A 25273-nucleotide genomic window follows, 5' to 3' on the forward strand; every position below is an offset into this window, starting at 1 on the left:
CAGATAACCCACATGCTCCGGAACCGCCCGGGGACCACAACCGAGTCAAGGAGCGCTGCAGGTCGATGAGCGAAGGCACATCCATGTTGTCCGGGCAGACCGCACTGGTCACCGGCGCCAGCCGCGGGATCGGTCGTGCGATCGCATTGCGGCTCGCCGCCGCCGGTGCCCGGGTCATCGGTACCGCCACCAGCGACAAGGGCGCCGAGGCCATCGGCGAGGCGCTGCAGGCGAGCGGCGGGCAGGGGCGTGTGCTCGACGTGCGCGACGCGCAGTCGCTCGAACAGTTGCTCGCGGAGGTCGGTGCGGTCTCCATCCTCGTCAACAACGCCGGCGTGACTCGCGATACGCTGCTTCTGCGCATGAAGGACGAGGACTGGACGGACGTGCTCGAAACGGACCTGACCGCGGTCTTCAGGCTGTCGCGCGCCGTGGTGCGCGGCATGATGAAGGCGCGCTACGGTCGCATCGTCAGCATCGGATCCGTGGTCGGACAGATGGGCAATCCCGGACAGGCGAACTACTGCGCGGCCAAGGCCGGACTGGTCGGCTTCTCGAAGGCGCTGGCGCAGGAGATCGGTTCTCGCGGCATCACCGTGAACGTCGTCGCGCCGGGCTTCATCGAGACCGACATGACGCGTGCGCTCGGCGAGGACGTGCGCCGCGGACTGCTCGAGCGGGTGCCGGCACAGCGGCTCGGTTCGCCGGACGACATCGCCGCGGCGGTGGCCTTTCTGGCGTCCCCTGAAGCCGGTTACATCACCGGCGAGACCCTGCACGTCAACGGTGGCCTGCACATGGCGTGAGGCACGCCGAAATCAGCGCTAAACATCTGGCCGGAAAGCCATTTGCCCATCTACTGTTTCACCCGGCGGGTTCCACTACAATACGCCGGCTCTACACACCATAAACACAGCGGAGTGACGCATGAGTACGCTTGAAGAGAAGGTCAAGAAGATCATCGCTGAGCAGTTGTCGGTCAGCGAGGATCAGATCACGCCGGAGGCCTCCTTCGTCGAAGATCTGGGCGCCGATTCGCTGGACACCGTGGAACTGGTGATGGCGCTCGAAGAGGAGTTCGAGATCGACATCCCCGACGAGGAAGCCGAGAAGATCGTGACCTTCCAGGACGTACTCAACTACATCAAGGCGCACACCTCGCAGGCCGGCTGAACAGCCGGGTTCTCGCGCCGCCCCCCAACCCTCCAAGATCAGGATTCGCCCCATGAGCCGTAGACGCGTCGTCGTCACCGGCCTCGGCATCGTGTCGCCCGTGGGCAACGATGTCGATACCGCGTGGAAGAACATCCTGGCCGGCCAGTCCGGCATCGGACCGATCACCACCTACGATGCGTCGGCGTTCAGCACCCGCTTCGCCGGGCTGATCCGCGATTTCAAGGCTGAGGAGTGGATGGGGGCGAAGGAGATCAAGCGCACCGATCCCTTCATCCATTACGGCGTCGCGGCCGCCAAGCAGGCGGTCCGCGACGCCGGGCTCGAGATCGACGATGCCAACCGCGAGCGCATCGGCGTCTGCGTCGGCTCGGGCATCGGGGGTATCGGCAACATCGAGGAGGAGTGCGGCAAGCTGCACGCAGGCGGCCCCCGCAAGGTGTCGCCGTTCTTCGTGCCGGCCTCGATCATCAACATGATTTCCGGCTACATCTCGATCGACCTCGGGATCACCGGACCGAATTTCGCCGTCGTGTCGGCCTGCACGACGGCCACGCACAGCATCGGGCTCGGCGCCCGCCTGATCCAGTCGGGCGACGCCGATGTCTACATCGCCGGTGGTGCGGAAGCCGGCTCGGCACCGGCCGGCATGGCCGGCTTCTGCCAGGCCCGCGCGCTGTCGACCCGCAACGACGAACCGCAGCGGGCGAGCCGGCCCTGGGACCGTGACCGCGACGGCTTCGTGCTCGGTGACGGCGCCGGCGTCGTCGTCCTCGAGGAACTCGAGGCCGCGCGCAAGCGCGGCGCCCGGATCTACGGAGAAGTGGTCGGCTTCGGCATGTCCAGCGACGCCTATCACATCACGCTGCCTCCGGAAGACGGACGCGGGGCCCGCCAGTGCATGGTCAACGCCATGCGCGACGCCGGCCTGAATCCGGACGACATCGATTACATCAACGCCCACGGCACCTCGACGCCGGCCGGCGATATCGCCGAGACGCTGGCGGTCAAGGGAGCGCTCGGAGCCCACGCCGCGAAGGTGGCCGTGAGCTCGACGAAGTCGATGACCGGGCACCTGCTCGGCGCGGCGGGTGGCATCGAGGCCGTGTTTACGCTGCTCGCCCTGCGCGACCAGGTGCTGCCGCCGACGATCAATCTCGACAACCCGGGCGAAGGCTGCGATCTCGACTACGTGCCGCACACGGCGCGCGAGGCGAAGCTCGACGTGGCGCTGTCCAATTCCTTCGGCTTCGGCGGCACCAACGGCACGCTCGCACTCAAGCGTCTGGCCTGACGCGGCACGGTCGGCGACGGTGCTGCGGCATGCGGTCGTTGCGACCGATCTCGACCTGCTGACGCTGCACCGGCTCGCCCCGCGCCGCTATCCCTTCCTGCTCGAAAGCGTCGCCGGCCATCCGCTGTCCGGCCGCTGGGACCTGCTGTTCGCCGCCGGCTCCGAGGCGCTCACCGGTACCGCCGACGGCGTCTCCGGCCCGGGCGCGCAAGCGCCGTCGGACAACTTCTTCGAGGCGCTGGACCGCTGGGTGGCGACCGTCCCGCCGGCTGCAGCGGCGTCGCCGTTGCCTTTCGTCGGCGGCTGGTTCGTCCTGCTGGGCTACGAGGCGGCGCGCTGGGTCGAGCCGACGCTGGCGCTGCCGCCGTCTCCGCACGCGCTGCCCGACGCGCTGGCCGTACGCTGCCCGGCGGCGGTGCTGCGCGACCGAAGCGGCGGAGGCCTGCACCTGATCAGCGAGGACGAGGCCGGCCTCGAACGTCTGCGTGCCGATGTCGCCGCCGCCGTCGAAGCCGGGTCCGATCCCCCGCCGGATCCGGACCATGCCGCGGTCTGGGACGAGCAGGCGCCGCAGCGCTTCATTGATGGCGTCGATCGCATCCTCGACTGGCTGCGCGCCGGCGATGCCTTCCAGATCAACCTGTCGCGGCCCTGGGATGCCAGCATCGCCGATGCCGTGGATGCCGCCAGCCTGTACCGGCGCCTGCGCGCGACCAATCCGGCGCCGTTCGCCGGGCTGGCGCTGTGGAATGATGAAGCCGTCGTCAGCTCGTCCCCGGAACGCCTGCTGCAGATCGCCGACGGCATCGCCCAGACGCGGCCGATTGCCGGCACCCGCAGGCGCGGCCGTACCGGGCAGGAGGATCGCGAGTTGCGGGACAGCCTGCTCGCCAACGTCAAGGAGCGCGCCGAGCACGTCATGCTCATCGACCTGGAACGCAACGACCTCGGGCGGGTGTGCATGCCGGGCACGGTGCAGGTCAGCGAGCTGATGGCGCTGGAAAGCTACGCGCACGTGCATCACATCGTCTCCAACGTCCGCGGACGCCTGCGGGCCGGCGTGGGCCCGGGGGCGGCGCTGCGTGCGGTGTTCCCCGGCGGCACGATCACCGGCTGCCCCAAGGTGCGTGCCATGCAGATCATCGCCGAGCTCGAGAACGAAGGCCGCGGGCCGTATACCGGCAGCATGGGCTATCTGTCGCGCGACGGGCAGCTCGACTGCAACATCCTGATCCGTTCGCTGGTCTGGCGCCGCGGCGCGCTGCGCCTGCGCGCCGGCGCCGGCATCGTCGCCGACTCGCAGGCGTCGGCGGAACTCGAGGAAACGCGCGCGAAGGCACGCGGTCTGCTGATGGCGCTGGAGCCCGCGGCATGAGCGTGGAGGCCCTGCACGAGGGCCGCCTCTGCGACGCTGGAACGGCACAATCGCGCGCGCTGCACTACGGCGACGGTGTGTTCCGCACGCTGTTGTGGCGCGATGGCGCGGCCATCGACTGGGCCTTGCACCACGACAAGCTGGTCCGCGACTGCGCAGCGCTCTCGCTCGATCCTCCGGACGGGCAGGTGCTCGCGGACGATCTCGCACTGCTGATGCGCGGACGGTCGCAGGCTGTCGCCAAGATCATCGTGGCGCGACGGGCGGGGGGACGCGGCTACCAGGCGCGCGAGCGCGCCGGCGAGCGCTGGGTGCTGGCCTATCCGGCGCCGGCCCCCCGCGCTGCCGACTACCGTGAAGGCGTCGTCGCGGCGCTCAGCACGGTCGGGCTGTCGGAGCAACCGCTGCTCGCCGGCATCAAGCATCTCAACCGCCTCGACCAGGTGCTGGCGTCGCGGGACTGGGCGGCGGACGTCGACGAAGTGCTGATGTGCCGCGGCGACGGCGCCGTGGTCTGCGGCTCGCGCAGCAATCTGTTCGCGGTGCGCGACGGCGGTCTGATCACGCCGATGCTGGATCGTTGCGGCGTCGCCGGTATCATGCGCCACCGAATCCTCGATTGCGCCGCCCGCATGAATCTGCCTGCACGGGAAGCCGTGCTGCATCCCGCCGACCTGCTCGCCGCCGATGAAGCCTTCGTCTGCAACGCCGTCATCGGCATCTGGCCGCTGCGCCAGTTCGCGGCGCGGACTTGGCGCGCCCCCGGCCCGGTGACGCGGGCGCTGATGCGCGAAAGCGGCCATCCGCTCGTGCTCGATCACGTCGGCTGAGGTCGCGATGCGTACGGTGTTTCGCCTGCTGGCGGTGCTCGCCATCGCGACGACGGCCCTGGTCATCGACGCGGCCCGCGTCCTGCACCTTCCGCTGCGCAGCGGTGACGACGCGACGCTGATGGTCGAGCCGGGCACCTCGGCATCGGCACTGGTGCGGCAGGTGGCCGACAGCGGCTGGCTTGAGGCGCAGCCGCGCAGCGCCTGGTACCTGCAGGTCTACGCGCGCCTGACCGGCCTGGCGACGCAACTCAAGGCCGGCGAATACGCGGTGTCGGCGGGCACGTCGGCTGCCGGGCTGCTGCAGCTCATCGCCGACGGTCGCACGATCCTGTACGAACTCCGCCTGGTCGAAGGCTGGACCTTCCGCCAGGCCCTCGCGGCCGTGCACGCTCATCCGCAGTTGCGAAAGACGCTGGAAACCGGCGATGGCGAGGCGGTGATGGCGGCCATCGGCCGCGAAGGCGTGCATCCCGAGGGGCGGCTGTTTCCGGATACCTATCGCTTCTCGCGGGACACGACCGACGTCGCCTTCCTGCGTCGCGCCGCCGACATGATGGAGCGGACACTGGCGCAGGAATGGGCGCAGCGCGAAGAAGGCCTGCCGTACGCGACGCCGGAAGAGGCCCTGACGATGGCGTCGATCGTCGAGAAGGAAACCGGCGTGGAGCACGAGCGCAACGAAGTGGCCGGCGTGTTCGTGCGCCGTCTGCAGCTCGGCATGCGCCTGCAGACGGACCCGACCGTGATCTATGGCCTCGGCGAGGCCTTCGACGGCAATCTGCGCCGCGATCATCTGCGCACCGACGGCGACTACAACACCTACCTGCGCTGGGGACTGCCGCCCTCGCCGATCTGCCTGCCGGGACGCGCGTCGATCCGTGCGGCCCTGCATCCGGCGCCGGGCAAGAGCCTGTACTTCGTTTCCCGGGGAGACGGCACCCATCAGTTCTCCGAAACGCTTGAGGAGCACAATGCGGCCGTGCGCAAATACCAGCTCAGGCGCTGAAGGAACCGGATCATGCGCGGACGCTTGATCACGCTGGAGGGCGGCGAGGGCAGTGGCAAGTCGACGCAGGCCCGCCACGTCCGCGACTGGCTGCAGGCGCGGGGCCGCGAGGTCGTGCTGACGCGCGAGCCCGGCGGCACCCCGCTGGCCGAGGCCGTGCGCGAACTGGTGCTGCATCGCTGGGACGAGGGCATGACGCCGGCGACCGAGCTGTTGCTGATGTTCGCGGCGCGCGCTGCCCATGTGCACGCGTTGATCGAGCCGGCGCTGGCGCGCGGCGCGGACGTCGTCTGCGACCGCTACATCGACAGCAGTCACGCCTACCAGGGCGCGCGCGGCGTCGACGGCGTTCATCTGGCTGCGCTGGAAGCGCTGGCCATCCCGGGGACGATGCCGGACCTGACGCTGGTGCTCGACCTGCCGCCCGATCTGGGGCTCGAACGGGCGCGGGCGCGCGGCGTCGGCAATCGCTTCGAGGACGAGGCGCTCGCCTACATGGCGCGGGTGCGCGAGATTTTCCTGGCGCGCGCCAGGCAGGCCCCGCAGCGCTGCGTCGTCGTCGATGCCTCGGTTTCCGCCGAGCAGGTCGCCGCGGCGATCGATGCGGTGCTCGGAGCGCGTCTGTGAGCGCCGCCTTGCTGCGGCCGCTGCCCTGGCAGCAGACGCTGTGGCTCGACCTGAGCTCGCAGGTCCTGCAGCAGCGCCTGCCGCATGCGCTGCTGCTGAGCGGCCCCGCCGGCGTCGGCAAGCGCTGGTTCGCCCGTGCATTGATTGCCTTCCTGCTTTGCGAGCAGCGCAGCGGTTACGCCTGCGGGCAGTGCCGGAGCTGCCAGCAGCTGGCGGTCGGGGCGCACCCGGACGCCGTGCTGCTGGGGCGCGACGGGCTGCTCGGGCTGGCACTGACCGAGGATGGCCGGTACGAACAGGCGCTGGTGCACTGGGAACCGAAGACAGACAGCGTGCGACGCGACATCGCCATCGAGGGCGCGCGCAAGCTGATCGAGCGGCTGTCCCTGTCGGCGCACTACGGAATGGCGCGCGCGGCGCTGATCGAACCGGCCGACGCGCTCAACACCAACAGTGTCAACGCGCTGCTCAAGACCGTGGAAGAACCGCCGCCCGCGACACATCTGCTGCTGGTCTGCGAGCGTGCCCAGGCGTTGCCGGCGACCTTGCGCAGCCGCTGCCAGCGGGTGCGCATGGGGATGCCGCCGCTGGCGGAGGCGCAGGCCTGGCTCGACGCCCAGCTTGGTCGTGCGGGGACGGATGCGCTCGCAGCCGCTCACGGTGCGCCGCTGCAGGCACTGGCCTACGCCAACGGTGATGCGCTCGCCGAGCAGCGTGCCTGGGCGGATCTCTGGGTGGCCGTCGGCCGGCGCCGCAAGGATCCGGTCAGCGCGGCGGCGAGCGTCGATCGCGACGCCGTGGCCGGCCATCTGCGCTGGGCCTGCGGCTGGCTGCACACGCAGTTCCGCAGCTGCGTGCTGGCCGCAGGGGCGGGCGAGCCGGCCGCGTGGATGCAGATGATCGACGAGGTCGTCGAGGCCAACCGCCTGGCCGCCGGCAATGCGCAGGCACAGCTGCTGCTGGAGTCGCTGTTCGTGCAGTGGCTCAGGCTCGGGCCGCGTGCCCTGGGTAGCGGCTGACGAAAAACGGCGCCCACACTGATAAAGTGCGCCCATGCGCGTCCTACCGCCGTTCCGCACATCGCGATGAGCACACCACCACGCACGGGCACCGCTCAGCCCGGAATCCTGACCCTGAACATCAAGGACAAGGCGGCCCTTTACGTGGCCTACATGCCGTTCATCAAGAATGGTGGCCTGTTCATTCCGACCAACAAGGACTACCGCATCGGCGACGAGGTCTTCATCCTGCTGACGCTGATGGAGAACCCCGAGCGCATCCCGGTGGCCGGCAAGGTCGTCTGGCTCACGCCCAAGGGTGCCCAGAACAAGCGCGTGCAGGGCATCGGCGTGCAGTTCAGCCCGCAGGACGGCGGCACCACGCAGAAGAAGATCGAGACCCTGCTTGCCGGCGCGCTGGGCGCCGACCGGCCGACGCACACGATGTAGTGCAGCCTAGGCGCCGTCGCCGCGGTTCGACGCCGGAATGCCGCCGTCGAGCACGTAGGCGTCGAAGCCCTTCTGCGTCAGGATGAAGGCTGCCACCGAACTGCGTCGCCCGGTGTCGCAGCAGGCGATCCAGGTCTGCTGGGCGTCGAGCTGCCCAAGCTTCATCCGCAGCATGTAGAGCGGCAGGTTCAGCGTTCCCGGCAGGCTGCCGCGCTGGAACTCGCTGGGCAGCCGCACGTCGAGCCAGCGTGCCCTGCCGCCCTCGACCATCGCCGTCGCCTCGTCGGCGCCGATCCGACGCGACAGCGGATCGTTGAGCAGCGTGCGGAAGTCGTCCTTGCTCAGCCGCATCAGCTTGCCGCGCACCAGTGCCGTCACCGTGGCATTGCGGCGCGTCTCGGAAATCAGCGCCTCCTCGCCGAAGCACGCGCCGGTCTCCAGCTCCGCCAGGCGCACGGGCTTCTGGTTCGGCTGTTCGCGCGTGACGATGAAGCGGCCGGACATCACGACGTAGAAATAGTCGCCGGCATCGTTCTGGCGCACGATCACCTGCCCGGGCTCGACCTGCACCTCCTGCATGCGCATGAACATCGCCTGCAGGTTCGACGGCGGCACGAGCTGGAAGGTGCGCATCTGCAGCAGCCGTGTCATCCAGTCCTCGTCGCCGCCGGTCTCGGTCTCGCCGGCGACGAGCTCGCCGACTTCGAAAGATCCGGTCTGGTCCCAGGTGAGCATCACGTCGAGCAGCCCGGCATCGATGGCCAGGTAGCGCACGTCCGTGGCGCACTGCGCCGTCACGCGACGCGGCGACTGGTGGGCGATGCGATGCATCGCCGAAGGCTCGCCCGCACGGATCGTCGACACGACCTTGCCGTCGCCGTCCTTGAGCTGCAGTGCGCCGGACATCAGGAACAGTGCGCGGTCCGCGCTGTCGCCGAGCTTGAACAGGCTGTCGCCGGCGCGCGCCGTGGACACGACGGACTTTCGCGCGAGATCGGCCTGGCTCTCAGGCCGCAGCGCGTTGAGCGGTACGTAGTTCGCGAACAGCGACGCGTCGACTTTGCTTTCGGTCATGGAGGCGCGGTGAGGCCGGGCTGCGCAAGGCATGCCGCCACGGGCGTGGGGAGCAAGGCTCGCATGCTAGCACGGGGTCCACGGCGGGTTGCCGAAAGGCCGGCGGGGCCGTCCCGCGCGTCCGGGGCTGCGACGCAACCGCCCGGAAGAAGGACGAGGGCGGGCCATGTCGCACCGCCCTCGATATCGAAGCTCAGCTGATGTGCTTGCTGACCAGCTTGGTCATCTCGAACATGCTGACGCTCGACTTGCCGCCGAAGATCGCCTTGAGCTTGTCGTCGGCGTTGATCTGACGCTTGTTGGTTTTGTCCTGCAGGCCGTTCTTCTTGATGTACGCCCACAGGTTCTTCGTGATCTGGCCGCGCGGCATCGGCTTGTTGCCGACCACCACCGCCAGCGTCGCGCTGGGCGTCATCGGTTTCATCAGCGCAGGGCTGGCCTTGCGCTTGGTCTTCTTGACGGCTTTCTTCACGGCCTTCTTGGCAGTCTTCTTCGCTGCCGGCTTCTTGGCCGCCTTCTTCGCCGGTGCCTTCTTCGCTGCCGGCTTCTTTGCCACCTTCTTCGCCGGTGCCTTCTTGGCGACCGGTTTCTTCTTTGCCACCTTCTTCGCAGCTGCCTTCTTGGCCTTCGCCATAACTCCAGTCTCCCTGTAGATCACACCCATGCCGGGCATCCGTATGCTAGCTCTATTTCGAGCGCAATCGTGCAAGTTGTTGCACCTTTATTTCGTTGTCGGACGGACGGTCGTTCCCCGGGCATTCGGGGGTGCCGGTGCCCGCTCTGCGAAAGACGTTCCACCCTTCGGTGACGCGGGTCGCTTCCGACGCTTCCGGGGCGACACCGGTCGGTAGCGATGCGACCGCCGAAAGGGGGTGATCTGTACTTCGGCGGAAAAAGTGACGTTATCTCTTTCTAATAAAATCAATAAGTTGTCGGTCGTCGTTCAAGAATAACGAAGATAATCAAGTGCTTATGGTTTGATTCCGACGTCGAAGGTCTTTCTAGCCGGTGTAGGCAGGGCCCCCAACAGGCGGTAGCCTCTATCGCTCAGGATGACTCAACCGGGGCGGCGGCCATGGGACAGTGGAGTGAGCGATTTCTTGGCATCAGCCACATCCCCGGTGACCTGTCGGCCTTCGAGCTGGGGGAGTTCTTTCACCTCAGTAACGCAGATGTCGTCGCGATAAAGAAGGCGTTCAGAACCAGATTTCGAGTCGCAGCTGGTATCCAGCTCGGCTTTATCAGGATGTCCGGCGGGACGCTGACAAGTTTCCGCACGATCCCTCGCGAACTGGTCAAGTTCATAGCGGACCAACTCGGCGAAGCCCCGCCGGCGGTCACATCGTTCCGCGCCCTGTACAACACCCGTGAACGCACGCGTATCGAGCATCAGGTATGGGCGGTTGAATACCTGAACTTGAAGAGCCACACCGATCGCCAGGAACGAATGCTGTTGGCCGCTATGCGTGACGCGAGTCGTGGCATAGGTAACGTCGATCGTCTTGTGACGATGGCTGGTCAATGGCTCCACGACCGCAACTTACTGATTCCGTCGCATTCGACGCTGCGTGACATTTGCGTTCGCGCGTCGAACGACACTGAGCAGGAAATCTACGTCGCCATATGCAAGGAGGTCCCCGAAGAACGCCGCCAGAGCTGGATTGACGCCGTTTTCTCGCATCGAAAGAACGGAAAGACGCACCTTCAGTGGCTGCAGCAAGCGCCGCGACGACGATCGCAGAAAAATCTGAAGGTCATGTTCGAGAAGGTCGAATACCTGAAAGAGCTGGGCGTCGCCGAACTCAAGCTCGAAAGCATACCGATCGAGCGGCTACGAGATTTTGCATTGTCCATGCAGCATCGCAGCCCGTCGCAGTTCAAGCGCCTGGCGCCGGTGACGCAAGCGTTGCTGTTGGTATCGTTTCTGAAGGTCACTCTGTACCAAGCGACCGACACCATCATCCAGCTGAGTGGGAAGATGACCTCGGATGTGGTCAGCTCCGCTACGCAGAAGGTGAAGAAGTCCGAGGCGAAAACGTTGCTGACCTATCGGCAAGCACTCTCGAGCATCTTCGAATTCAACAATGACGATTCAATGAGCGCCGAGGAGCTTCGCAAGAAGATTCGCGAGATTCAGAACATGTTCGGGGCCACGCTGTTTCCTAGCCTAGCATCCGCTGTACGAGCGCAGCTCACCGAGTCCAACCCCAAAGTTCGTCCATTGTTGCGGTCTCTCTCGACGCTCAAAGTCGAAGGTGTCGGCAATGAACGCGCGGTGGAGGGCCTGCGCATTCTCAGGGGTCTCTACGACAAGGAAACAACGGAACTTCCGGCAGGCAAGTTCAACTGCTCGAAGCAATGGCAGGCTCTTGTTGACGATGATGATAGGAAGCGCGCCATGCGCGCGTTCGAGGTTGCGACGTTGGTCGAACTTCGAAAGGCCTTCAGACGTGGCAGTGCCTGGGTCGATCATAGCGACACATATCGGGACCGGGACAACCTTCTGATCTCATCCGAGAAGTGGGAAAAGCAGAAGGCACGCCACTATAACCAGCTGCGCTTGTCGAGGGACCCGGATGAATTCTTGGGCCCGATGATCGAAGAAGCGAGGTTGGGGCTAAAAGCGGTGGCCGAGGCTGAGGCGGCAGGCGAGATACATATCCGCGAACGAGACATTGGTCTCGACGCTCTCGAAGCTGAGCCCGTACCCCCCGAGATCGCGGCGGTTAATTCGCTTTTCGAGGAGGAGATCGGGAAGATTCAGCTACCCGAGTTGATGCTGGATGTCGACTCGAAGACCCACTTCTCAACGGAGCTTGCTGGGCGCCGACCGCGGACTGATCTTGACGTGCTCAAACCCTATGGCGGGTTGCTCGGCCTCGGCACTGACATCACGGCAATTGGCGTTGCGCTCATGATTCCAGAGCTGTCAGTCGGCGACATATCATCCTGGATGAAGGAACTCGAGCACGACGCGGCCATTGAGAGGGCGAACAAGGTTGTGTTGGAGTTCATACGCAGCTTGCCCATCACGAAGCTGTGGGGGGATGGCAAGTCGGCATCGGCTGACATGATGGCGCTTGCAGCGTCTCATCACCTCTGGTGTCAGCGGAAAGACCCCCGCACCAAGGTACCTGCGATTGGCATGTATAGCCATGTTCACGACCAGAGCCCGATCATCCACAACATGCCTATTGTGCTCGGGGAGCGCCAAGCCGGTGCGGCGATTGAAGGCGTGCTGCGTCAGACAGAGATCGAGCTCGAACGGTTGGGGGTCGATACGCACGGCTATACGGACTTTGCTATGGCCGTTGCACGGGCGCTGGGTTTCGATCTCTGCCCGCGGCTGAGGAATCTCCGAGAGCGACGGCTCATCGTGCCAAAGGACATGGACGTTCCCGAGAACATCAAAATCGTTGTTGATAGGACGTTGAACCTCGACGTTGTACGAGACCAGTGGGATGAGTTTGTTCGCGTCGTCGCGTCGATCAGCAACGGAACCGTCAGTGCTGTGACCGCGCTTCAGCGTTTCGGCTCAGTAGCTCAGGGTGACCCCATCTACAACGCCGGCAGGACGCTCGGCCGCCTGTGCCGAACGAACTACCTCAGCATTTTCTTCACGGACCCTCTGTTTCGCAGAGAGATCTATCGCGTGCTGAATCGTGGAGAGTCTGTTCACACCCTTCAGCACGCGATCCACCTGAATTCGATACGCCATGACCGCGGCCGTCGGCCCGAGGAGCTCATTGCGATCTCAAGCGCACTCACGCTGCTGACCAACATCGTCATTGCCTGGTACGCCTACCGCATGCAGGGCGCCGTGAAGGCGCTTCGAGCCAAAGGCATTTCGATCTCCGACGACGTGCTTCGCCACACCCTGCCGAACCGGTGGGAGGGCGTGAACTTCCGCGGGACATTCAAGTTCCCAATCGAGCGCTACCGCGCGGCACTGCTGATCGACAGCCCGGCTCTCAAGGTTGGATAGGATGTAAGTCAAGGAGGGGAGGCCCGACACTGAGGCAGGCCTGCTTTTCGGTCGGCGGACGAACCTGTCCCGGTCGAAAGGTTTCGAAGCCGCTCAACTTCGCCACCTTGCTCGCCAGTTCTGCCCTCTGCCGCGGCTCGAATGGCAATAATAGTCAATAGATACATGGACATATGTTATTTGTACCGCGAACCCCTTGATCTATTGCGGCCAATCACAATATGTAGCTACTGCGGGTAGCTGCCGACACAACCCCTTGTGCCCCAGTCCGCGAATCGGCCCTTGGGGAGTAATGGTGCAAACCACGACAGCTGCCAGCACGGATTCAGCGCGGTCTGATCGCTTTCAGATTCTCGCGCTGTCCGGCGGCGGATTTCGCGGACTGTTCACCGCGAAGATCCTTGCAGACATCGAGCAACACATCGGCAGCCCCGTCGCCACCCGAGTCGATCTTCTGGCTGGCACATCGATAGGCGGAATTCTCGCGCTGGCGCTTGCAATGGAAATTCCAGCAAGCGACATGGTTCGCTTATTCGAGAGGCACGGTGCCGAGATCTTCTCAAGGCGCCGGTTGACGCTTCTCGGCACGTTGAAATCCACCTACACGGCCGAGCGACTCCGAGACTTGCTGCAGCAGGACGAGCTGTTCGGGGGGCGGCTGCTGTCGGCATGCAAGCATCGTGTGATCGTCCCATCGATCAATTACAGCACGGGCAAGCCCGTCATCTTCAAAACTTCCCATCACCCTAACTTCGTCGGTGATCATCGACTGCGACTCGTCGATATCGCTCTAGCGACAAGCGCCGCGCCGATGTACTTCCCGCGGCACGTGTTCGAGAACAGCCAATACGTTGATGGCGGCTTGTATGCGAACGCCCCTGGCCTGCTGGCTTTGCACGAAGCTGAAAAATTTCTGGGCCAGAGGGCCGACAACGTCTGGGCCGTATCGATTGGAACCATGTCGTCGCGGTTCACAGTCAATCCCTCGCGAAATCGCAGCGGAGGCACCTGGGATTGGGGCGGATGGTTTCCGGCGAATGCGCCAAAGCGCCTTTTCGGTCTGGCGATTTCGATTCAGGAGTCTACTACGCAGTTCATGCTGAGCCATCGGCTTGATCAACGATACATCCATGTCGACGAGACGCTGACCGACGAGAAGGCCAAAGCCGTCGCGTTGGACAAGACCGATGCCGCTGCGCGGGAGGCGCTGCTGGGTTCCGCTAGTGAAGCATCGAAGACCTGCCTCGGGAATCCGGATTTCAGGCGGTACCTGCAACACGCTGCTCCAGCCCCGCAGTTCTTTCACACCGAAAAATCCCCCCAGTAGAGATAAACCGTGCTCAAGCTCAACAAGCTGTTCCTTTATGAGACCCGTCCGGAGCCGTTCGGCCGCCAGATTGAGCCAGAGCCCTGGCAAAAGCGCTTTCTTGTCGAATGCAAAAACAAAATTCGTGACCATCTGCGGGACGGCATTCGCCAAGCCAGCAAAACGGTGCTTGGCATGGATGCGATGGTGACGCCCAAGTTCCGGACGCAGGGGTCCTGGATGTACCAGACCTGCGTACGACCGGCCGAGCTTCCACCCCAGCAGATGGACTGGGACTATGGCGTCTACCTGCCAGCGAAGCTGTGGGAGAACCAGCGGCCAAAGGTTGCTGCGAAGGTGTACTTCGAACTGGTGGAGGGGCTTCTGCAGGGCCTCTGTAAGCAAGAGGGTTGGAAGCTTCTCGAGGGCAGGGCGTGTAAAGACACCTGCATCCGCATCGAAGTGGATTCGTGGGCACACATCGATATCCCGCTGTACGCCGCACCCGAGGAGCAGTTCGCGCTGATCACGGAGCGCGTGGAGTTCGCCCAAAGAAGCGCGCTCAACAAAGCGCAGGCGGGGGTGCTGGATACCTTGGAAGAAGAGCCGTTCGCATGGGAAGACCTTGAAACGATTGTGATGGCGACGCGTGCCGGTGAGTGGAAGCCGTCGGACCCTGGCGCGGTCGCTCAGTGGTTCCAGGACTGCATCAGCGTCCACGGCGAACAGCTGCAGCGGATTTGCCGGTACGTGAAGGCTTGGCGCGACTTCCACTGGACCACCGGCGGACCTAGTTCGATCCTGCTGATGATCATCGTTGCGCGGGGATTTGTTCCGAATCCGCGTCGCGACGACTTGGTGCTGGAAGAGGCGGCCGCGCGACTTGCGAGCGAACTTCGTGGCAATGTGTACGAAAGGGCCATCGGCGACGGAACGGAAGACTTCAATCGCCTCAGCGCGACCGAGCGCACCTTCGCGGCCGACGCCGCCGCGTCGCTTCGTGCCGCGCTCCGGCAGGCGCGAGGCCGCAGCGCTGTCCAGAAGGCTGAGGCCATCAACGACCTCCGCCGGCAACTCGGTGACCGAATTCCCTTCATCGAAGACTGGGTTGAGCTGGAGGCAGGTGCGATTGACGCTGTCCAAGCTTCAGCGCCGCAGTACGTTCCGAGCCCGAAGGTGAAGACGACCACCGCTGGCTAGACGTGCTGGACGCTCAGACGCTGGGCGAGGTGCTGCGCGCGCTAAATTCCCGTGGCTTCAGCGCGCGACGCAGCAGGGGCGCACGCAGGGTCTTTGAAGGACCGCTGAAGCTTTCTCGCGGCACTGTTCCGGTTCGACTTGTGGTCGAGGACTGGGAGTTTCTCGACTACCCGCGCATTCAGTTGCTGGATCGACCATCGTTTCTGCCAGAACTGCTCCCGCATGCCACTGCCGATGGCGATTTTTGTTATCTACGCCCTGAAAGCCTGGTGCTTGACCGCTTCAATCCAGTGGGCGCAATCCTATTATGTATTGCGGAGGCACGCGACGTCCTCGATGGACTGGTGCGCAACCCCGCGAAGCAAGCGAAAGACATACAGGACGAATTCCTCGCGTACTGGGCGATCAATCAGCGGTGGACGTGGAAGCTTCTAGTGGGGACAGTCGACGACGGCGCCAGTCAAGCGCCGGTTTTCAGGCTGAAGCGGGACGAACAGCAGCTGCGGGTCGCGTCCACGTCTTCCGACGAGGTTCGCGCGCTGGCGAGTTCAATTGGATACCCCACCGTTGAGGATAGCTCGTCGTACTTTCGGATCCTGAGGTCAACCGTCTATCCAGCGGCTCCAGCAAAGAATCTGCCGGCAACCGTCAAGGAGCTTTTTGCGTATTTCAAGACATGGGACCCAGCACTCAGCAACGAACTGCAAGTATTTTTAGAACACGACAAGGACTACCTTCGATTCAAAGGCCTCATGCTCGCGATCGAAACGCCGGCGGGGTGGCTCGGTGTCAGCTTCAAGTTCGACGAACTCGTGCGGCAGGGCTATCGGAGGAAGCCTGCTCACTTCAAGAACTGGCTTCACAACGCGGGTGGTCGGACTGAGATCACGCGAATCGTAGTCGAGGATGTGTCGCCGAAGTTCGTACACTCCCGGAACTTGATGTTCAGGGATTTGACCGACAAGAAAATAACGCTGGTCGGATGCGGGGCTATCGGTGGCTTTCTCGCTAAAGCGCTGTCCGGCATGGGGGCGGGGAGGGGGCGTCGCGGCGCGCTCATGCTGCACGACCCGGGCACCATCGGACCGGAGAACGTTGGGCGGCACTACCTCGGAATGAATAGCTGGGGGCTGCCGAAGGCCGAGGCTATGGCCGATGACCTGAGACGCCAGTTCCCTGGAATCGTCGTGGAGTCCAAGGTTGGCGCAGTTTCGCTGAACCAGAAGCTGCTGATGACGGATCTGCTCATTGATGCTACGGGCAAGGAAGCGGTGAGCGAGATGCTCAATCACTATCGACTTGCAGCAAATCGTACGGTGCCGCCATTCCTGTTTGTGTCTGTACGTGGAAATGGCGAAGCCGTCCAGGCGCTGTGGACGGACGACAGGAGGTACGCGTGCTTCCGCTGTCTTCGAAGGCCTCCCGGTCCGCATTACTTTCAAGACCGATTCAAGTTGCTGAATGCATCGCCCATTGAAGGCTTCAAGGGATGCCAAGCCTTCACTCCATACGCTGTATCTGCCCCGATGAGTGCGGCGGCACTCGCCACAGACATGGTCGCCGACTGGCTGAAAGGAAATGTATCTCCGCGGTTTCGGACGCGAGCTATGGAACGGGCCGACGTGAATCAGGTGAAGAACAAAGATCTCGAACCGATCGCTGGATGCCCAGCATGCCAGGCACGCTAGTTCTTCCGCGTCCCGGCGAACGCGCTGCATGGATACTGATTGAGGACAGCGTCGTCGCCCAGATTGCGTCACATCGACAGCGATTGCTTGGAGACAGCGAAGCTGGGGGAGTGCTGCTCGGGTATCGGCGTCAGAAACATTTGCACATCGTGCATGCGACCACACCAGATCACGAAGACTCGCGGACGCGCTTCTCGTTTGATCGTCTGGACGAAAGCCATGCCCGAATTGCCGCCAAGCATTGGGCACTTACGGATGGGCGTTGCGACTATTTGGGTGAGTGGCACACCCATCCGGAGCGTTATCCGACGCCGAGCGGAGTTGATCGGCGCGAATGGCGCAAGATTTACGAACACCGCTCGCGGCCTCTGCTGTTCTGGATAGAAGGCACCGAATGCCGATGGATTGGAATGGCGCACAAGTCGCGTCTTGTCGTACTCGAGTCGTCAGTCGAGGGTGTCGGCCAAGCCTAGACGAGCCAGACAGCAAATTGCTCACAGGCCGCGGTTATCGCGAGTAGGAGCCTAGGGCGCCGCGCTCAGCAGATCGTCGGCGACGATACTCCGGAGCGTGCTCCTCCAGAAAGGCTGTCATGGCCTCTCGCAGCTGCAGGACATCAGCGGGAAGCTGCAGACTCAACGTTCTTGCGATCTGTAGCGCGTACTGAACCTGCTTTTCAGAGGGTGGTAACGGCGCGCGTTCGAGCAAGTCGGTGACGATCGTGACGAGTCCTTGGACGAACTCAGTCGCAGAGCGGTCAGGGTGGCCTTTTTCGGCTCCCTTCGTGAGCAACGCAAGAACCCGGTCCTCGATGTGCGGCTCGAATGGCAGCTCGATCGACAGCTCGTGATCCCCGTAGACCAAGCGGAATGACACTGATGACGCCTCCACGACAACGGGCCCACAGTGTTCGACCGCAGCGGAACGCCCATCGGCCTCCCTCCGGGCTTGTCCGCTCGGAAGCCATGGGCCGGGCACCACGTTCCGCTCGCGCCGGCATGCAGATTATTCCCAAGTGGAAATGGACCGTCCAGTCCTGCGCCCTGACGCTAGCTTCCTATGCGGAAGCCGGCGACGAAGTTACGAGAACTGCTGGGTGTCAACGTACGGCGGCTGCGCCAGACAAAGAACCTGACCCAAGAGGAGCTGTGCGCAAGAGCGGACATGGGTCAGTCGTACCTCAGCCAGGTTGAATCGGGGCTCAGGTCGGTATCCATCGACGCCATCGATAAGCTCGCTCGGGCCTTGGGAGTGACGCCAGACCAGCTCCTCAAGAAGCATTGACAGCTGCCGGCACCCCTCGACAGCCGTATTTCCAGTAGGCAATAATCACCCTGTCGGCGCCTCCCGGCGCAACCAACCCTGTCGAAGTGGCCAGCGGGCAGTCCGAAGCCGCGACAGGAGCCGGGAAACGCGGTCGAAACCAGCCAGTTCAACTGGCAAGCAAAGGTTCGACCGTAGATTCCATGCCGACTTCCACCAGCTTCCTCCAGAATCACGCCGCTTCTGACCGCGTTACTTCGCTCACGCGCGAGGAAGTCCGGTGATGGACGGCTTGCAGATGGGACCGCTGACCGGATCTGGCCTGGACGGCTACATCGCGAGGGAAGAGGTGATCTCTCAGGTGAACGCTTGCCCGGACAAGCAGTATCCGGAGGTCACCTGGGTCCAGTATGGAATCGTTCCGACGAATCAAGTGGCCGTCATCGCGAGCTGCGGACCGGCGAAGTTCTTTGCAATGGCGCCGTCTCCGTTGTTGTGGCCCGGCATGGCCGACCGCATCTTCGGTACCGACGTCGCCGACCTACAGCTTGGCCAGGCGCTCGCTGATCATCTATGGGAACGCCACGGCGCTGAGCTGATGGCAGAAGCGCTGCGCGTTCGCGGGCAGGCTGGCGCATGACTGTCGCATCCGAATCTGCCGGCAGGTTCCGCAGACTCCTCGTGTTCCGTCGTCGCGGCAGTCCCACCCAGGTTCTTCGCGTCCTCGAAGACACAGAGGGTTGGCACTACGTGGTCAGGCTGGCTGGCACAGCGGACTTCGGCCCCTACGTGCCGGCAGAGATCACCAGCGCGTTTGATGTTGAGGCCGAACCCTGCGCCACGCACGATCTCACGAGCCCCTCGCCCGAGAGTGGGCAAAGCGGTGCCATTCCCGAATGAATCGGAGCAAACCGATGCCAGCCATTGAACACTTGACCACCAGCGCGCAGTCGGCGCTCAGGAAAGGTCTTGCCATTCCGATGCTTGTCGAGCATTGCCCGCCTGACATGCCGGATCACGTGCTTACCGTCATTGGACTGATCGACATGCGAACCTTCGAAGGCGTGTTCGTTCCGAAGGATTTCTCCGGGGGCGAACTCGTCAGCTTGGACATTCCAGGCGTTGACGTCGAGTTATTCAAGATCAAGACCGACTGCGAAGACGCTCGAGCGGTCCATGAGCTTTGGACGCTTTGGCACGGCGGGGTCTGCGAGAGATATCTGAGCCTTGTCCGAACGATTGCGCTCCGCCTGTCCCTGGCGCAGCTGGGGCAGGTATTGGAGTCCGCGAGGCCCGTTGAATCAGCCGCGAGCGGACCAACGGAACCGGGCGCGAAGCGCCCCTTCAAAGCGTCGTGCAGCGAAAGGAAAGCACGCCAGACCGATTGACGATCGCAAGAAGCGGGGCGCAACCAAGCCCCGGAAGGGGCTTGCCGCCGGCAAGCGTTGACGGCGTAGGCTGATGAAGATTCGTATCTATTCCGATCTGCATCTCGAGTTTGGTCGATACGCGCCGCAGTTCAACGAGCAGCGTGCCGAAGAGCTCGTCGTTCTCGCAGGCGATATCGATGTTGGGCTCGAAGGCGTGCGCTGGGCAGCGAGAACGTTCCCGCACGTTCCGGTGGTCTACGTTCTCGGCAACCACGAGTACTACCGAAATGATCTCAACTCAATAGTGGCGGAGTGCAAAGCTCTGGCGCTGGGTACGAATGTCCACGTGCTTGAGCGCGGCGTCTACGACTGCATGGGCCTTCGAGTCCTTGGCGCCACGTTTTGGACAGATTTCGGGGCCCTCGGCGCAGAGTCGGCAGACCTCGCGATGCGATGGGCAGAACAGTCCATGGCCGACTTCCTGATCGTCCGCGATCACGGGCAGAAACTCAGACCTCAGCGGACGGTCGAGCTGTTCGCACAAAGTGCCTACTGGCTCGATCAGCAGATCGCCGCGGCCGATCGCCCGGTTCTCGTCGTCACTCACCATGCGCCGACGCTGAAGACCGTAGCGCCGTACTTTGCAGGCCAGATCAGTACGACTGCCTTTCACTCGAACGCCGATCACCTGCTGCGCGCACCGGTGCGGATGTGGGTGCATGGCCATACCCACTACAATGCCGACGGCCTCGTCAACGGCGTTCGCGTCCTCTCCAATCAGTGGGGCTACCCGGACAACGAAGCCATCGGGTTTCGTCCGCACGGGCAGTTCACGTTCGCCTGATAGAGAGAATGCAGCAGCGGCTGATCTGCCATGCCTCAATCGCCGAATACGCAAAGCCCCCGAGTGGTGACCGCTGACGTCAGCGCTTCCGAAGGCCGTGTGCATTCGCAACTGCGCGTTTTCGTCGACATGGATGGCGTGCTCTGCGATATCGCAGCGGCCTACATGGATGCGGCGCGCACGCATCCAGACGTCGTGTTTCCTCAAAGCATCCCAGGGCTCTTCGCATCACTGCGCCCTATGAGCGGTGCGGTTGAAGCGGTGACACAGCTACGGAGCGATCCGCGCTTCGACGTCTGGATCCTTTCGGCGCCGTCAACGCGCAACCCGGCGTGTTACTCGGAGAAAAGGGTCTGGGTGGAGAAGATGTTTGATTATCCGCTGGCGAAGCGCCTGATCTTGTGCTCAGACAAGTCACTGCTCCGGGGCGATGTACTGATCGATGACAACGTCAGCGGAAAAGGGCAGGACCGATTCGAGGGTGAGCTGGTTCACTTCGGCTCTGCACGCTTCCCGACGTGGGACAGCGTCCTCGAGTATCTGCATCTGCGCTCTGAGTCTGGTGCTTCTGGAGCCGCTCGACCCGACTCTGGCGTTGCAGCCATCGGAACTCTGCTGAGCCGAGCGAGTGGCGCAGGGCCCAGGGGCCTTCATACCGAAGGGGCGCGTGCCACCCGGACGCTGAGCAAGTGGAAGGATCTCCAGGAGGCGCACCCGGAGTCGCTGACGGGCGAGGCGTATGCGGCCATGCTTCGGGGAGAGACGGTAAACCCTTGGGGCCCGGAGACCACTGGCGCCAAGCATTTGGGTGCCGCGTGGCGCGTCCATTCCGTCGCGGCCCTACCGGACTATTGCCTGCGCGTCGTCTTCATCGATGGGGTGACTGGTGTCGTCCGAATGAGTCGGCTGATTCAGTCGGACCGCGCCGGCGTGTTCGCGGGGCTGCGCGATCCCGCCCGATTCGCTGATGTTCGTGTCGAGCTTGGCGCGGTGTCGTGGCCCGGCGGAATTGATCTTGCGCCTGACGCGATGCACGACGCGATCGCTTCATCGGGCGAGTGGGTTCCGTGAGAGGGAGAGGCGCTCCCCAATACCTGAGTGCCGTCGGAGATGCTCAGCCAGTGGTCGAACTGGCGCTGTCGCCTCGCAGGGGCGAATCTGCCTGATCAACGAGGTCTACGACAAGTGTCACGGATCGCCGTATTGGAGCCACCGAAGATCGGCGTAATGGCGCCACTGGCAAGTGGCCGAAACCGGGGTCTCGGACGGGCGAAGAATCAGGCGTTTCTGGCTGCCTTGGCAAGTGCTGATTTCGGCGTGTTCTCGGACCGCGCGGTGGATGCCTCCGGCAGCGGTCGCGGCGCACGGTAGGACTCGCCGTCGAGGATCACGCGGTAGGCGCCGTGGCGCAGGCGATCGAGGGTGGCGGCGCCGAGCACCTTGTTGGCCGGAAACGCATCGCCCCACTCTTCGAAGTCGAGGTTGCTGGTGAGGATCGTGGCGGCGCGCTCGTAGCGTTCGGCGATGAGGTCGTGGAAATCCTCGTCGTGCGGCGGGCGCAGTGGTTTCAAGCCGAAGTCGTCGACGATCAGCAGATCCGCCTTGGCGTAATGCGCGAAGCGCCGATCGAAGACGCCGGTGGCGCGGGCCGCATGCAGGCTGCCGACGAGCTGGGTCTGGGTGGTGAAGATCACGTCGGCGGCCCTGACGCACGGCGCAGTGACCCAGCGCCTGGGCCAGATGACTCTTGCCGGTGCCGCAGGGCCCTGCGGTCAGCACTGCGACCCGCTCGTCGAGATAGCGCCCGGTGGCCAGATCCTGGATCAGCGCGCGGTTGAGCCCGGGCAGCCGGGCGAAGTCGAATTGCTCGATGGTTTTCTGCGCGCGGAAGGACGCACGGCGCAGCCGGGTCTGCAGCTTCTTCTGCTCGCGGCGGGCGACTTCGTCGGAGATCAGCAGCGCGAGAAACTCGGTGTAAGCGAGCTTGCTGTCGATGGCCTGGCGATTACGGGTTTCCAGCGAGTCGAGGATGCCGGACAGGCGCAGCTGCTTGAGATGCGGGGTGAGCTCGGGAATGGGATTCATGGTCGTGTCTCGATCAGTGCTTGAGCAGGGAGGGGGTATCGCGGCAGAAGCGGCCGCCGCGCGTGTAGGTGTCGGCCAGGCCGTCGAAGGCGAGCTGGGCATGCTGCTGGTCCAGGCCCTTGGCGAGGATGTCCTTGACGGTGCGGTAGCGCGGCGCATCGAAGGACAGCGCCCGTGCGCAGGCCGCTTCGACGCGGATCGCGCCGTAGCTTTTCTCCAGACGGATCACGCCCTGGGCCGCGCGCAAATTGTCGAGCACGCGATCGGCAAACAACCGCCGGATCAGCGCGTGGCAGGACGTGCCGATGCGCTCGGACTGCTTGAGGCACCACTGCGGGTCGGCCATGGCCCAGGCAATCGCCTCCGGCGGCAGGTGATCGCGCACGGTGGCACGGGCCCCTTTGCGCGTCTGCCGCAGATGCGTGGCGACCAGCACATGCTTGCGGTACAGCTGCACGGTGCCGACGGTGGCTTTGAGCCAGAGCCTCTGTCCGATCAAGGCAAACGGCACCGAGTAGTACGCCGACTCGAATTGCACGTGGCCATCGCGGTGTACGGTGACCCCGGCCCACACGCCCAGGGCCGGCGGCACGTCGGGCAGCGCCTGCAGCAGTGGCTTCTCCGTCGCAAAGCGCGCCAGCGGCTGCTCGCGCGTGGTGCCGTGGCTGCGATTGCCGGCCGCGCCCATGACCCAATCCGCGAGCTGGCGATTGGCATCGGCCAGATCGCGAAAGTCGCGCAGCGGCAGGAAGCTGCGTTTCACGTACTTGACCCCGGCTTCGACGATGCCCTTCTTCTGTGGATCGCGTGGCCGACAGGCGTCGATGCGAAAGCCGTAACCTTCGGCGCATTCGGCATAGGCGCGCTGCACCTCGGGATCGCGGGCGCAAGCCCTGGTGATGGCGCACTTGGCGTTATCGATGATGACCCGTGCCGGCACACCGCCGAACCACTCGAAGGCACGGCGATGGCAGGCCAGCCATGTCTCGACGCGCTGGTCCCAGATCAGCTCGACGTACTGGTGGCGCGACCAGCACAGCGTCATCACGAAGAACCAGGTCTTGCGGATCTCGCCGGTGCTGCCGTCGACCAGCTCGGGCCCGGCGCCGAAGTCGACCTGTGCCGCTTCGCCCGGCGCGAAGGCCAGTCGCACGGTCGCGTCCGGCGGGCGCGACGTAGCCAGGCTCTGCAGGACGCGGCGCACCGCCGAGTAGCTGCCGGTGTAGCCGCGATTGCGCACCAGCGCCGCGTGCATCGTCGTGCCCTGGATGCCGGCCTCGGCCCAGGCTTTGATCTGATCGCGGAACGGTGCCAGCGACGACACGCATGTCGCCGGCAGCGTCGTCGTGCGCTCGAAGGTCGATGCCAGTTCGGCGTCGTCGGGCAGCGGCATCGTCGCATCGAGCCAGCCGCGCGAAGCGGCCAGCTCGCGCACCTCGCCGGCCTTGCGCCGGCCCATCAGACCGGACCGGGCGATCGCGCGGTCGGTGTCGCCCTGGCGCATGCGCACCAGAACCTGTCGGTAGTGATACATCTCGAATCTCCGATTGCTCACCGCGCCCTCCGGCCAAAAGGCCGCGAGGGTAGCGGTCGTGAAGGAAGATCCGAGACCCCGATTTCTAGCTCACCCCAGTGGCGCCATTGCGCCGATCATCGACTGGCTCCATTACGGCGATCCTGGCGTGGCTCCAATACGCCGATCATCCGCTGGCGCCATTACGGCGATCTTCGCCTAGCTCCATAACGCCGATCCCGGTTTGGCTCCATAGCGGCGATCCGCGACAACATGAGAGTGAGAGAAGGGCGAGAACGAACACGGCTGCACCTGATGGTTTAGTCGTCATCTACAGATCTCTGTTGTGGTTGGCCATGGCGACCTCGCCGCAAACTCTGCCCAGTCCTCACAGCAGGGCGCCGCCATCGACGGCAGGTGACGCAGGCAATCGCCGTACTGAGGTCCGCTCACTCTGAGGGACTACTTGACGATTGCCCGACGGTCACGTCGGCAGTCTTTGGTTCAGCATCCGGATGCCTTGCGGGCGCCGGCTGTGTCTCGCGCGCCACGTCGTCGTCAAAGTTCGCGTCGCTGAGCCGGCTCATGTGGCCGTAGTGTTCGGCGAAGGTCCGCACCATCTCCTCCAGTGGAACATCAGCGAATTCCCCCCGCATTGACAGATACTCCATGTGGCGGTTCCCGGCGCGATCGAACGGGTGATAGATCGAATCGGCACGGCCATCGAACTCCAGCGGCAGCAGTCCGAAGCGCTCGCACAACTCGATGTTGAATGCCGGCGTCGCCTTGAGCCACTGGCCGTTGATCTGGATCGACGTGTAGCCATGCCAGAAGAACAGGTCGGTCTTCATGGTCTCGCGCAGCCGCGCGGTGGACAGATGATTGCGCACATCGGCGAATCCGACCTTTGTCGGAATTCCGACAGCGCGACAGGCCGCGGCCAGCAAAACGGCTTTGGTGACGCACCAGCCGCGCCCGGCTTCCAGCACGCGGCTGGCGCTCAGGCCATGCTGAGTCAGCACCAGATCGTAAGGGTCATAGCGGAAACCGTCACGCACCGCGTAATACAGAGCGGTCGCACGCGCACAGACGGCGGTCGAGGTGCCCTGATGCCGTGCGCAAAGTCCCGTACCTTCGGGTGGTCGGCATTGATGATGGCCGTGGGGGCGAGAAAGTCCTCATGAGCGGT

The 25273-nt window shown here is 64.2% G+C and carries 24 protein-coding genes and 1 pseudogene; 19 read left to right on the forward strand and 6 right to left on the reverse strand.

From position 1 onward, the window contains the following. The first annotated feature begins 65 nt into the window (after positions 1-65). From fabG to C8D93_RS03400, 9 genes are all read left to right on the forward strand, one after another. Positions 66-806 (forward strand): 3-oxoacyl-ACP reductase FabG, encoded by a 741-nt coding sequence (gene fabG / locus C8D93_RS03360; protein WP_110263721.1) that lies wholly within the window; start codon positions 66-68, stop codon positions 804-806. A gap of 121 nt (positions 807-927) precedes the next feature. Further along, on the forward strand, positions 928-1173 hold the full coding sequence (gene acpP, locus C8D93_RS03365; protein WP_110263722.1) for an acyl carrier protein: 246 nt from the start codon (positions 928-930) through the stop codon (positions 1171-1173). A gap of 52 nt (positions 1174-1225) precedes the next feature. Continuing rightward, the gene (fabF, locus tag C8D93_RS03370) at positions 1226-2467 is read left to right on the forward strand and encodes a beta-ketoacyl-ACP synthase II (protein WP_110263723.1); all 1242 of its coding nucleotides are present in this window, start codon (positions 1226-1228) and stop codon (positions 2465-2467) included. Between the two features lie 19 nt (positions 2468-2486). Beyond that, positions 2487-3842 (forward strand): aminodeoxychorismate synthase component I, encoded by a 1356-nt coding sequence (locus C8D93_RS03375; RefSeq protein WP_245903799.1) that lies wholly within the window; start codon positions 2487-2489, stop codon positions 3840-3842. Then, complete coding sequence (pabC, locus tag C8D93_RS03380; protein WP_110263724.1) at positions 3839-4672, forward strand: aminodeoxychorismate lyase; 834 nt, start codon at positions 3839-3841, stop codon at positions 4670-4672. Before C8D93_RS03375 ends, pabC begins: the two co-directional genes overlap by 4 nt. A gap of 7 nt (positions 4673-4679) precedes the next feature. Next, positions 4680-5681, forward strand: a complete 1002-nt coding sequence (gene mltG, locus C8D93_RS03385) for an endolytic transglycosylase MltG (RefSeq protein WP_110263725.1) — start codon at positions 4680-4682, stop codon at positions 5679-5681. Between the two features lie 12 nt (positions 5682-5693). Next, positions 5694-6308, forward strand: a complete 615-nt coding sequence (gene tmk / locus C8D93_RS03390; RefSeq protein WP_110263726.1) for a dTMP kinase — start codon at positions 5694-5696, stop codon at positions 6306-6308. Next, positions 6305-7327: a DNA polymerase III delta subunit-related protein gene (locus C8D93_RS03395; protein WP_170123869.1), complete on the forward strand. Its 1023-nt coding sequence runs from the start codon at positions 6305-6307 to the stop codon at positions 7325-7327. The genes tmk and C8D93_RS03395 overlap by 4 nt, the downstream gene beginning before the upstream one ends. 66 nt (positions 7328-7393) lie before the next feature. Beyond that, entirely contained in the window at positions 7394-7756 is a 363-nt protein-coding gene (locus C8D93_RS03400; protein WP_110263728.1) for a PilZ domain-containing protein, read from the forward strand. A 6-nt stretch (positions 7757-7762) separates the two neighbouring features. On the opposite strand, the gene C8D93_RS03405 is transcribed toward C8D93_RS03400, so the two are convergent. Together C8D93_RS03405 and C8D93_RS03410 are read right to left on the reverse strand one after the other, a co-directional pair. Next, positions 7763-8830 (reverse strand): cyclic nucleotide-binding domain-containing protein, encoded by a 1068-nt coding sequence (locus C8D93_RS03405; protein ID WP_170123870.1) that lies wholly within the window; start codon positions 8828-8830, stop codon positions 7763-7765. Between the two features lie 193 nt (positions 8831-9023). Then, entirely contained in the window at positions 9024-9464 is a 441-nt protein-coding gene (locus tag C8D93_RS03410) for an SWIB/MDM2 domain-containing protein (protein ID WP_110263730.1), read from the reverse strand. A gap of 441 nt (positions 9465-9905) precedes the next feature. Between C8D93_RS03410 and C8D93_RS03415 the strand changes: the two genes are divergently transcribed. The 5 genes from C8D93_RS03415 to C8D93_RS03435 all read left to right on the forward strand — a co-directional run bounded on the left by C8D93_RS03415 (position 9906) and on the right by C8D93_RS03435 (position 17482). Next, positions 9906-12815 carry a Tn3 family transposase gene (locus tag C8D93_RS03415; RefSeq protein WP_110263731.1) on the forward strand — a complete coding sequence of 970 codons (2910 nt, stop codon included), beginning with the start codon at positions 9906-9908 and terminating at the stop codon, positions 12813-12815. Between the two features lie 295 nt (positions 12816-13110). Then, complete coding sequence (locus tag C8D93_RS03420; RefSeq protein WP_211307163.1) at positions 13111-14142, forward strand: CBASS cGAMP-activated phospholipase; 1032 nt, start codon at positions 13111-13113, stop codon at positions 14140-14142. Positions 14143-14151: 9 nt separating this feature from the next. After that, positions 14152-15321 carry a CBASS cGAMP synthase gene (locus tag C8D93_RS03425; protein ID WP_110263733.1) on the forward strand — a complete coding sequence of 390 codons (1170 nt, stop codon included), beginning with the start codon at positions 14152-14154 and terminating at the stop codon, positions 15319-15321. Between the two features lie 2 nt (positions 15322-15323). Beyond that, positions 15324-17009 carry a ThiF family adenylyltransferase gene (locus tag C8D93_RS03430; RefSeq protein WP_110263734.1) on the forward strand — a complete coding sequence of 562 codons (1686 nt, stop codon included), beginning with the start codon at positions 15324-15326 and terminating at the stop codon, positions 17007-17009. Beyond that, positions 16994-17482, forward strand: coding sequence for a Mov34/MPN/PAD-1 family protein (locus C8D93_RS03435; protein ID WP_170123871.1), 489 nt, complete (start codon positions 16994-16996; stop codon positions 17480-17482). The genes C8D93_RS03430 and C8D93_RS03435 overlap by 16 nt, the downstream gene beginning before the upstream one ends. Positions 17483-17516: 34 nt before the next feature. Here the strand turns inward: C8D93_RS03435 and C8D93_RS03440 are convergent, their stop codons facing one another. Next, positions 17517-17885: a hypothetical protein gene (locus tag C8D93_RS03440; protein WP_110263736.1), complete on the reverse strand. Its 369-nt coding sequence runs from the start codon at positions 17883-17885 to the stop codon at positions 17517-17519. Positions 17886-18068: 183 nt separating this feature from the next. Here C8D93_RS03440 and C8D93_RS21300 point away from each other — a divergent pair, with 183 nt between their 5' ends. From C8D93_RS21300 to C8D93_RS20875, 5 genes are all read left to right on the forward strand, one after another. Beyond that, positions 18069-18293 carry a type II toxin-antitoxin system RelB family anti-toxin gene (locus tag C8D93_RS21300; RefSeq protein WP_110263737.1) on the forward strand — a complete coding sequence of 75 codons (225 nt, stop codon included), beginning with the start codon at positions 18069-18071 and terminating at the stop codon, positions 18291-18293. Between the two features lie 262 nt (positions 18294-18555). Beyond that, positions 18556-18912 carry a hypothetical protein gene (locus tag C8D93_RS03450; protein ID WP_110263738.1) on the forward strand — a complete coding sequence of 119 codons (357 nt, stop codon included), beginning with the start codon at positions 18556-18558 and terminating at the stop codon, positions 18910-18912. 274 nt (positions 18913-19186) lie between these two features. Further along, complete coding sequence (locus C8D93_RS03460; protein WP_110263740.1) at positions 19187-19660, forward strand: hypothetical protein; 474 nt, start codon at positions 19187-19189, stop codon at positions 19658-19660. 73 nt (positions 19661-19733) lie between these two features. Further along, entirely contained in the window at positions 19734-20486 is a 753-nt protein-coding gene (locus C8D93_RS03465) for a metallophosphoesterase (protein ID WP_110263741.1), read from the forward strand. A gap of 66 nt (positions 20487-20552) precedes the next feature. Further along, on the forward strand, positions 20553-21557 hold the full coding sequence (locus tag C8D93_RS20875) for a 5' nucleotidase, NT5C type (protein ID WP_211307164.1): 1005 nt from the start codon (positions 20553-20555) through the stop codon (positions 21555-21557). A 206-nt stretch (positions 21558-21763) separates the two neighbouring features. Here C8D93_RS20875 and istB read toward each other — a convergent pair. The 3 genes and pseudogenes from istB to C8D93_RS03490 form a co-directional block, all read right to left on the reverse strand. Continuing rightward, positions 21764-22571 (reverse strand): annotated as a pseudogene (istB, locus tag C8D93_RS21305) (IS21-like element helper ATPase IstB). Positions 22572-22584: 13 nt separating this feature from the next. Continuing rightward, positions 22585-24105, reverse strand: a complete 1521-nt coding sequence (istA, locus tag C8D93_RS03485; RefSeq protein ID WP_110263742.1) for an IS21 family transposase — start codon at positions 24103-24105, stop codon at positions 22585-22587. Between the two features lie 428 nt (positions 24106-24533). Further along, positions 24534-25142 carry a transglutaminase-like domain-containing protein gene (locus tag C8D93_RS03490; RefSeq protein ID WP_245903800.1) on the reverse strand — a complete coding sequence of 203 codons (609 nt, stop codon included), beginning with the start codon at positions 25140-25142 and terminating at the stop codon, positions 24534-24536. Positions 25143-25273 lie beyond the last annotated feature (131 nt).

It is taken from the genome of Sinimarinibacterium flocculans, from assembly GCF_003201205.1.
Taxonomy (GTDB): Bacteria; Pseudomonadota; Gammaproteobacteria; order Nevskiales; family Nevskiaceae; genus Solimonas; species Solimonas flocculans.